Origin of the sequence: Pseudonocardia sp. McavD-2-B (genome assembly GCF_024124365.1) — a bacterium.
Classification (GTDB): domain Bacteria; phylum Actinomycetota; class Actinomycetes; order Mycobacteriales; family Pseudonocardiaceae; genus Pseudonocardia; species Pseudonocardia alni.
Genome location: NZ_JAMXSG010000246.1, coordinates 1 through 9,084 on the forward strand (window position 1 = coordinate 1; position 9,084 = coordinate 9,084).

The window sequence follows — 9,084 nt, forward strand, 5'->3', positions numbered from 1 at the left end:
CCCAGAGCACGCGGACGTCGTCCTCGACGTCGACGGTGACCTTCTCGCCGTTGACCGTGAAGGTGTGGGAAGGCATGTCAGTCTCCTCAGCGGACGAAGTCGAGGCCGTTGGTCGGCGACGGCGGGATCGGCGGGACGGTCGGATACGGCTCGAACGGCAGCGGCTCGTTGTGCAGGATCGGGAAGTGGTCCGGCACCCGGCCGGTGGCGCGCGCGTAGGCGTTCGCGATCGCCCCGCAGGTCGGGGCGACGCCGAACTCGCCGGCCCCACCGGGCTCCGGCCGGCCGTTGTCGACCAGGTGGACCTGCAGGTCGAGCGGGGTGTTCCACTGCCGGGTGTAGAAGTAGTTGTCCCAGCTCGCCTCGAGGAAGTGACCGTCGACCAGGTGCAGGCTTGAGGTCAGCGTCATCGCGATCGCGTCGTTGATCCCGCCCATGATCTGGGCCTTGAAGCCGAGCGGGTTGATGACCAGACCGCCGTCGACGGCGAAGACCGCCTTGGTCACCCGCGGGCCGGTCCGCGCCTGGCGGACCTCACGGTCCACGGTCTGCGGGCGGCAGTCGATCTCGACCAGGCAGGCGGCGAAGCCCTTGTACTCGACGTGGAACCCGATCCCCTGCGCCGTGCCGTCGGGCATCGACCGGCCCCAGTCGCCCTCCTCGGCGACCTTGTCGAGCACGGCGCGCATCGCGTCGTTGCGGAGGAACTCGCGGCGGAACTCGTAGGAGTCCTTGCCCATCTTCTCCGCGATGCGGTCGACGATCAGGTCGCGCGCGGTGCAGACGTCGGGCGAGTACACGTTGCGCATCGAGCCGGTGTTGAACCGCATGTCGACCTCGTTGAGCACCCGGGTCTGGGCGCCGAAGTCGTAGGGCGTGGCCTGGGTCAGCTCCCAGATCGCCTCCGCGACCGAGACCTGGCCCAGCGGCGCCTTCGCGGCGGCCGCGGTGACGGCGTCACCGAAGCCGTGCCCGAAGTCGCAGCTGACACCGGTGTGCCGCTGCTCGAAGCTGACGACGGACTCGCCGGCGACGACCGCCCGGATCCGGGAGGTCGCCATCGGGTGCACCCGGCCCTGGCGGGAGTCGTCGGCGCGCGACCAGATCAGCTTGACCGGCTTGCCGAGCTTCTGGGAGATCTCGGCGGCCTCCTTGGCCGCGTCGCCGAAGAGGCGACGGCCGAACGAGCCGCCGCCCGGGACGATGTGGATGGTGACCGCGTTGACCGGCAGCCCGAGCTGCTCGGCGATGTCGTGCTGCACGGTGATCGGGATCTTCAGCGAGGTCCAGATCTCGCACCGGCCGTCCCGGACGTCGGCGATCGCGGTGTTGGTCTCCAGGGCCGAGCTGCTGCGGAAGTAGAAGGTGAAGTCGCCCTCGACGGTCTCCCCCGGCACCGACGGGACCGCCAGCGGCAGCTCGGCCGCCCGTACCTTCTGCAGCACGGACTCGTCGTTCTCGCCCTCGACGGTGCCCGCGTCCCAGCGCACGCGCAGCGCGTTCGCACCGTCGACGGCCTGGCCGTAGGTGTGTGCCCGCACGGCGACGCCGGTGGCGCACTCGACGACGTCGGTGACGCCCGGCATGGAGCGCACCTCGTCGGCGTTGGCGACCGAGACCGGGGCGCAGTTCAGGTTCGGGCCGCGGCAGATCACCGTCGGCAGCGCGTCGGGGATCTTCATGTCGGCGATGAACTGCTTGCGGCCGGTGACGATGTCGCGGGCCTGCGCGTTGCGCCGGTCGGTCCCGATGACCGTGAACTCCTCGCGCGGCTTGAGCACCACCTCCACCGAGCGGGTGGCGTCGACGGCCGCGGCCTCGGTGAGCTCCCCGAACGGGATCGCGCTGCCCCCGGCGCCGGTGATGAGCCCGGCGCGGCTGGTGAGGGTGCCCACGTCCTGCTGGAGGAGGGCGGCGGCCGCGTCGAGCAGCCGGCCCTTCGCGATCGCCGCGGCGACCCGGATCGGGGTGTAGGTCGAGAACGTCGTGCTGGAGCCGCCGGTGAGCTGGTTGAAGACCAGCTCCGGGCGCGAGTCGGCCAGGGTGACCGTCACCTGGTCCGGGTCGAGGTCCATCTCCTCGGCGATGATCATCGCGGTCGAGGTGATGATCCCCTGCCCGTTGTCCGACCGCGGGAGCTGGAACGACACCGTGCCGTCCCGGTTCACCTCCACCCGGATCAGGGCCGAGGTCGGCCGGGAGGAGTCGCGGACGGCGTCGAGCAGGTCGTAGGCGTCGGCCACCTGGGGCGGCGACGGGATCGCGGCGGCCGAGGCCCCCGGCGGGGCGAACAGGTGCTGGCGGCCGACCTCCGCCGCGACGACGAGGGTGGGGGCGGCGACCAGGTAGCCGAGGAATCGGCGACGGCTGACATCGCGGCGTTCGGTGCGTGCACGTGTCGGGGCAGACATCGTTGTCCTCTCCTTCGCTCCGTGGCCCGGGGGGAGCGGCCGGCGGAGTCCGTTGGAGAGCGGAACGAGAGGTCAGTGGTCGTGATGCGCTCGGCGCTGTGACGCACGGAACCCGCTGAGATCCGCATACCGCCGACGATCGGCGAGAACGTATCCGCAGATGCGGATACGTTGTGTCTCACAGGTCCGAATCAGGCGGTTGTGCGCCGGATATTCCGTTCACCTGTTCGAGCGAGCGTCACTACCAACTTCAGTGGGTACGCCGACCGGCGCGCAGCAGCTTCACGAAGGTCCAGGGCAGGACGACCAGCGCACCCAGGACACCGACGATCCCGGCGACGACGATCGCCCAGTGCCCGGCACCCGGCTCCGGCGTCGCCACGAGGCCGGCGACCAGCACCAGCGCCGGGACGGCCACGATCCCCGGCCACACCAGGGTGCCGAGCCACTTCTCCCCGACCGTCCAGGAGCGACCGGTCCACAGCATCACGACACCGGCGAGCCAGCCGACGACGGGCAGCACGAAGCCGCCGAGCATCAGCATCAGGACGGTGAGGACGGGGTAGGCGTCCGGGTCGCCGGGGCGGGCGGGCTCCGGGGTCGCGTGGTCGTGCGGGGTGGTGGTCATCGTGGTCATCTCCAGCTCCTCGTGTCGGGGTGTGCACCCACTGTCGCGCCGAACGGGGGTCGGCCACATCGGAGCCGGGAATGATCCACGGCGTCGGACCACGGTCGGAGACGGGACGCGCTCACTCCGCCCGCGCGAGTGCCTCCGCCCCGGGACCGGTGAGCGCGTCGTCCCCCGGCGGCCGGCCCGAGACCGCGAGGAGCAGAGCCAGCGCGGTCCCCCGCACCTCGGGGCCGCTGCCGACCACCAGGCCGGTGTCGGTGGCCGACAGGCGGAGGCCGGCGACGGTCTCGCGGGCACCCCCGAACGAGGTGGAGGTCCGGACCTGCAGCGCGAGCGCGCGGGCCACCGCCGCGGGGGCGTAGGTCCGGACGATCCCGAGCGGTCGACGGACGTCCTCCCCGTGCACGACCATCTCGACCAGCCGGGTCGCGAGCGGGGCCGGCGGTGTGGCGGTCATCGGCACGCACTCCGCGAACCGGCGCAGGGTCTCCTCCGGCGTCGCACCGCGTGCGCGGGCGATCCCGTGCTCGTTCTGCCGGTCGAAGTCCATGCGCGCCCGCAGCATGCCGACGACGAACCGGCCCCGGGTCGTCCGGGCGGTGTCGACGAGGTGGGCCAGCACGTCGTGGACGGTCCACCCGGGACAGAGCGACGGGGTGTCCCACCGGTCGCCGGACACGTCCCGCAGGTCGGCGACGAGCGCCGCGCGCTCGGAGTGGATGAGCTTCCAGACCTCGGTCACGGTGGTCCTCCCGGGCGTCGCGCGGATGGTCGGCTGCTCCTGGGGACCACCCGGCGGCCGTGGACTCATCGGCCCGACGACAGAGGGCCGGATCCCCGACTCGGGGATCCGGCCCTCTGACCAGCGGTAGCGGTGGGATTTGAACCCACGGAGGCGTGAACCTCACGCGCTTTCGAGGCGCGCTCCTTCGGCCGCTCGGACACGCTACCGCCGACAAGGTTACAAGAGGCTCAGTCGCGGTCGGTGCACGGGGTCCGGCCGAAGAACTCGCGCATCAGGGCGGCCGCCTCACCTGCGCGGACCCCGCCGACGACCTCGGGCCGGTGCGCGAGCCGCCGGTCGCGCAGCACGTCCCAGAGCGAGCCCGCGGCACCGGTCTTGGGCTCCCACGCCCCGAACACGACGCGCTCGACCCGGGCCAGCCCGATCGCGCCGGCGCACATCGTGCACGGTTCGACGGTGACGGCGAGGGTCGTCCCGGTCAGCCGCCACTCCCCCACGACGGCCGCGGCGGCGCGCAGGGCGAGCACCTCGGCGTGCGCGGTCGGGTCACCGGTGGCCTCACGGGCGTTGCAGGCCGCGGCGAGCTCGGTGCCGTCGGCGGCGAACACGACCGCGCCGATCGGGACGTCCCCGGTCGCCTCGGCGTCGCGCGCGACGTCGAGGGCACGGCCCAGCGCGAGCCGATCGGCCGGGCGGAACAACTCAGGAGCCGACGAGCTCGTCCAGCGCGGCGGCGAACCCGCAGCGGCGGGCGATGGTGTCCAGCTGCTCGTCGGGGTACAGCTCGAGGTCGGAGACGAGGATCTCCAGCTCGTCGGCGGGCAGGCCGAGGTCGGCCAGGATGCCGAGGTCGCCCTCCGGCCAGGCGTCGTCGAGGGCGTCGTCGTCCGGGGGGAGCTCGACGCGGAGCAGGTCGAGCACGTCCGCCGCGATGTCGTAGTCCAGCGCGGCGACGGCGTCGGAGATCAGCAGCCGCACCCCGCCCGCGGACGGGCGGAGGAGGACGAAGAACTCGTCGTCGACGTCGAGGAGGCCGAGCACCGCACCGGTGGAGCGCTGCGCGCGCAACGCGGTGATCGCCGCGTCGAGGTCCACGAGCGCTTCGGAGTCCAGCCGGACACAGCGCCAACGGCCCTCCTCCCGGATCGCGGCGACCGCGAATCCGGGCAGGGCGGCGCCCCGGGTGTCCGGGGCTGCCTCGACGCTCTGTGTGGCCACGCACCAACGGTACGTCGCTCCGGGGCTGTGAGTCACGCCACGACCAGGTACGCGTGGTCACACCGGGCCCGCGGGCGCCGGACGGGCTCCGGTCGGCGACGATCGGTCCATGCCCATCACGCCCGCCTCGGTCGCGGGGCTCCCCGGCGGCCTGCTCGAGGCCGCCCGCGTCCTGCAGCCGCGGACGGTCGCGCTGCGCCGGGAGCTGCACCGGGCACCGGAGCTCGGACTGCACCTGCCCCGCACCCGGGACGCGGTCCTGCGGGCCCTCGACGGGCTGCCGCTGCGGATCCGCACGGGCGGGTCCTGCACCTCGGTGACCGCCGTCCTCAACGGCGACCGTCCCGGACCGACGGTGCTCCTGCGGGGCGACATGGACGCGCTGCCGCTGCCCGAGGACAGCGGACTGGACTTCGCCTCGGGCACCGACGGCGTCATGCACGCCTGCGGGCACGACACCCACACCGCCATGCTCGCCTCGGCCGCGCGCCTGCTCGCGGACCGGCGGGACCGGATCGCCGGCCGGGTGGTGTTCATGTTCCAGCCGGGCGAGGAGGGGTTCCACGGCGCCCGGCACATGATCGACGAGGGCGTGCTGGACGAGGACCCCGAGCTGGCCTACGCCCTGCACATCACCTCGACGGTGCCGACGGGGCAGCTCCACCACCGGCCGGGCCCGATCATGGCGGCCGCGGACGTGCTGCGGGTCCGGGTGACCGGCCGCGGCGGGCACGCCTCGGCCCCGCAGGACGCCTGCGACCCGGTCCCGGCCGCCGCGGCGATGGTCGGCGGTCTGCAGACCCTGCTGACCCGCCGGGTCGGGCCGCAGGAGTCCGCGGTCCTCACGGTGTCCCGGATCGAGGCGGGCACCACCGACAACGTCATCCCGGAGACCGCGGAGCTGACCGGGACACTGCGGACGTTGTCGCAGCCGGTGCGCACGCTGCTGCACCGGGCGGTCACCGAGCACTGCCGGCACACCGCGCTGGCCTACGGCTGCACGGCCGAGGCCGAGATCGTCCCGGGCTACCCCGTCACCCGCAACGACGACCGCGCGACCGCCGGGCTGGTGCGCGTCGCGGAGAAGGTGCTCGGCCGCGGCGCCTGCGTGGCGATGCCGGACCCGCTGATGGGGTCGGAGGACTTCTCCTACGTGCTGGACCGGGTGCCGGGCTCGCTGGCGTTCCTGGGGGCGCGGCCGCCGTCGGTCGACCCGGCCCTCGCCCCGCCGAACCACTCGAACCGGGTGGTGTTCGACGAGGCCACGTTCCCGGCGGGGGTCGCCGTGTACGCGGGACTCGCCCTGGCCGCGACGGGCTGAACGCGCGACGGCGCCGCACCCCCGGACGGGGACGCGGCGCCGTGCACGCGGACGCTCAGACGGTCTCCTCGACCTGCTCGGCCGGGGCCACGCGGCCGTAGCCCTTCCAGGTGCGCTGGGCGTAGGCGGCCAGCGCGGAGGTGACCGCCAGGCCCACCCCCGTGCTCGCGATGATCGACAGGAAGACGGCGTTCGACACAGCCATGACGGCTCCTCCTCACACGGGCACGCGCCGGGTCCGGTGACCGGGTCCGGATGACCCGGGCGGAGTCGCGACGCTTGCGAGTCCCACGGGCGCCACCTGCGCCCGCCGACCACGGTCCCACGTCGGAAAAGCGCTGTCCCGCCTGCGGAACCACCGAATCGAATGACTCCGCTCACAGACACATCGGTGCCTCATCCGGCACCGGGGGCGACGTCTCGTTAACGTCGGGGAGAACTGTTTGACGAAACGGACAGAACGACACGGATTGACAGTTTCCCGACGAAAGCTTCATCCGTGGCGTGCACTGTCGCCAGGGGGAACGCGTGGACGACACAGCAGAGGGGACGGTCGACGGCGTCACCGTCACCGATCCCGCGACCATGCGGCGCGCTGTTGCGGCGGCCGCGGTCGGCAATATCACCGAATGGTTCGACTTCGGTGTCTACGGTTATCTGGCCACGACCATCGAGGCCGAATTCTTCCCACCCGGGCCGCTGTCCCAGGTGGCGGTGTTCGCGACGTTCGCGATCGCGTTCTTCTTCCGTCCGCTGGGCGGGCTGTTCTTCGGTCCGCTGGGCGACCGCATCGGCCGCACCAAGGTCCTGTCGATCACGGTCATCCTGATGGCGCTGGGCACGTTCCTGATCGGGCTCATCCCGTCGTACGCCTCGATCGGGCTGGCCGCGCCGATCCTGCTCGTCGCCGCCCGCGTCCTGCAGGGCTTCTCCACCGGCGGTGAGTACGCCGGCGCCATGACCTTCATCGCCGAGTACGCCCCCGACCGTCGTCGCGGGTACTTCGGCAGCTTCCTGGAGCTCGGCACGTTCGTCGGCTACGCACTCGGCGCCACCATCGCCTCGGTGCTGCCGCTGGTCCTCAGCGCCGAGTCCATGTCGAGCTGGGGCTGGCGGATCCCGTTCTTCGTCGCGCTGCCGCTGGGCATCGTCGGGGTGTACCTGCGGGTCAAGCTGGAGGAGACCCCGGCCTTCCAGACCCTGCTCTCGGAGTCCGAGGAGCGCGAGGGCACCCAGGTGAAGGACGGCCTCAAGCTGATCTTCACGAAGTACCTGCCGACCTTCGTCATGGTCGGTGGCGTCGTCGTCGCCTGGAACGTCACGAACTACATGCTGACCAGCTACATGCCGACCTACCTGGAGACCACGGTCGACCAGCACGGCGGCACCTCGATCGACTCCACGACGTCGTCGTGGCTGCAGATCGCGGTGCTGTGGCTGGCGGTGTTCATCATCCCGCTGCTCGGGTGGCTCTCCGACCGCACCGGGCGCAAGCCGATCATGTGGGTCGGCGCGGGCGGGCTGATCGTGCTCGGCATCCCGATGATCCTTCTGATGCAGAACGGGTCGGTGCCCGCGGTGTTCCTCGGCCTGCTGGTCATGGGGCTGCTGCTGATCTGCTTCTCGGCCACCGGACCGTCGACGCTGCCGGCGCTGTTCCCGACACAGATCCGCTACGGCGGACTGTCGATCGCGTTCAACATCTTCGTGTCGGCGTTCGCCGGGACCGTGTCGCTGGTGATGTCGGCGCTCGTCCTGTCCACGGGCGACCTGCTGTGGCCCGGCTACTACCTGATCGCGGCGGGGGTCATCGGCGTCGTGACGCTGCTGTTCCTCCCCGAGACGGCGAACCGGCCGCTGCGGGACTCGCAGCCGTCGGCGGGGTCGGTGGACGAGGCGCGCGAGATCGCGGCGACGATGCACGCCGCGCGCTGACCACCGGTTGTCGGAGTCGGGGAGCGACGGCACGCTGAGCGCGTGCTGCCGCTCCCCGATCTGTTGCGGGCCCTCGACTCCGGGGAGCTCTCCCCCTCCGAGCACGTCGACGACGTGCTGTCCCGGCTCGGGTCCGACACCACGAACTGCGTGGTCGCCCTCGACGCCGACCGCGCCCGCGAGCGCGCCGCCGAGCTGACCGCGCTGTCCGCCGCGGGACGACGGCTGGGCCCGCTGCACGGCGTCGCCGTCGGGATCAAGGACCTGGTCGACGTCACCGGGCTGCCGACCCGGTGCGGCTCGCGGCTGCTGGCCGACGCCGCCCCCGCGACCGCCGACGCACCGGTGGTGACGATGCTGCGGGCCGCGGGGGCCGTGGTCGTCGCGAAGCTCCACACCCACGAGTTCGCCTACGGCCCCACCGGCGACGTCGCCGCCACCGGCGCGGCCCGCAACCCGCACGACCCGGCCCGGATCACGGGCGGCTCGTCGTCCGGGTCCGCCGCGGCCGTCGCCGCCGGGCACCTCGCGCTGGCCGTCGGGACCGACACCGGGGCGAGCGTGCGCACCCCGGCCGCGCTGTGCGGCGTCGCCGGGCTGAAGCCGCGGCGCGGGGCCATCCCGGGCGAGCGGGTGTTCCCGCTCGCCGAGTCGTTCGACACGGTCGGGCTGCTGGCCGCCGACGCCGCCTCGCTCGCCGTCGCCCGCACCGCGCTCGGGGAGCCCGGCGCGTCGGCCGCGGCGGTGCTGCCCCGGATCGGCGTCGCCGACGACGACTGGTGGCGCCCGCACGACCCGGTGATCGCCGACGCCGTCCGGGCCG

Annotated in this window: 9 protein-coding genes and 1 tRNA gene; 3 read left to right on the forward strand and 7 right to left on the reverse strand. The window is 72.8% G+C overall.

Going from position 1 to position 9,084, the window contains the following annotated elements; all coding sequences use genetic code 11:
- Positions 1-86 precede the first annotated feature (86 nt).
- From NH602_RS24260 to NH602_RS24285, 6 genes are all read right to left on the reverse strand, one after another.
- The gene (locus tag NH602_RS24260) at positions 87-2,411 is read right to left on the reverse strand and encodes a molybdopterin cofactor-binding domain-containing protein (protein WP_253068985.1); all 2,325 of its coding nucleotides are present in this window, start codon (positions 2,409-2,411) and stop codon (positions 87-89) included.
- A 250-nt stretch (positions 2,412-2,661) separates the two neighbouring features.
- Positions 2,662-3,048 (reverse strand): hypothetical protein, encoded by a 387-nt coding sequence (locus tag NH602_RS24265; RefSeq protein ID WP_208826062.1) that lies wholly within the window; start codon positions 3,046-3,048, stop codon positions 2,662-2,664.
- A gap of 112 nt (positions 3,049-3,160) precedes the next feature.
- Positions 3,161-3,784: a maleylpyruvate isomerase family mycothiol-dependent enzyme gene (locus NH602_RS24270; RefSeq protein ID WP_253068986.1), complete on the reverse strand. Its 624-nt coding sequence runs from the start codon at positions 3,782-3,784 to the stop codon at positions 3,161-3,163.
- A 124-nt stretch (positions 3,785-3,908) separates the two neighbouring features.
- Positions 3,909-3,993 (reverse strand) — tRNA-Ser (locus tag NH602_RS24275).
- A gap of 21 nt (positions 3,994-4,014) precedes the next feature.
- Positions 4,015-4,488, reverse strand: a complete 474-nt coding sequence (locus NH602_RS24280; RefSeq protein WP_253068987.1) for a nucleoside deaminase — start codon at positions 4,486-4,488, stop codon at positions 4,015-4,017.
- Position 4,489: 1 nt separating this feature from the next.
- Positions 4,490-5,005, reverse strand: a complete 516-nt coding sequence (locus NH602_RS24285) for a tRNA adenosine deaminase-associated protein (RefSeq protein ID WP_174525539.1) — start codon at positions 5,003-5,005, stop codon at positions 4,490-4,492.
- 109 nt (positions 5,006-5,114) lie between these two features.
- Here NH602_RS24285 and NH602_RS24290 point away from each other — a divergent pair, with 109 nt between their 5' ends.
- A complete protein-coding gene (locus NH602_RS24290; RefSeq protein ID WP_253068988.1) occupies positions 5,115-6,326 on the forward strand; it encodes a M20 family metallopeptidase in 1,212 nt (403 codons plus the stop codon).
- 55 nt (positions 6,327-6,381) lie between these two features.
- On the opposite strand, the gene NH602_RS24295 is transcribed toward NH602_RS24290, so the two are convergent.
- On the reverse strand, positions 6,382-6,531 hold the full coding sequence (locus tag NH602_RS24295) for a hypothetical protein (RefSeq protein WP_157818417.1): 150 nt from the start codon (positions 6,529-6,531) through the stop codon (positions 6,382-6,384).
- Positions 6,532-6,911: 380 nt separating this feature from the next.
- Between NH602_RS24295 and NH602_RS24300 the strand changes: the two genes are divergently transcribed.
- Complete coding sequence (locus tag NH602_RS24300) at positions 6,912-8,261, forward strand: MFS transporter (RefSeq protein ID WP_253068990.1); 1,350 nt, start codon at positions 6,912-6,914, stop codon at positions 8,259-8,261.
- A gap of 42 nt (positions 8,262-8,303) precedes the next feature.
- Positions 8,304-9,084 (forward strand): amidase (locus NH602_RS24305; RefSeq protein WP_253068989.1); only part of this gene is annotated, 781 nt, incomplete at its 3' end.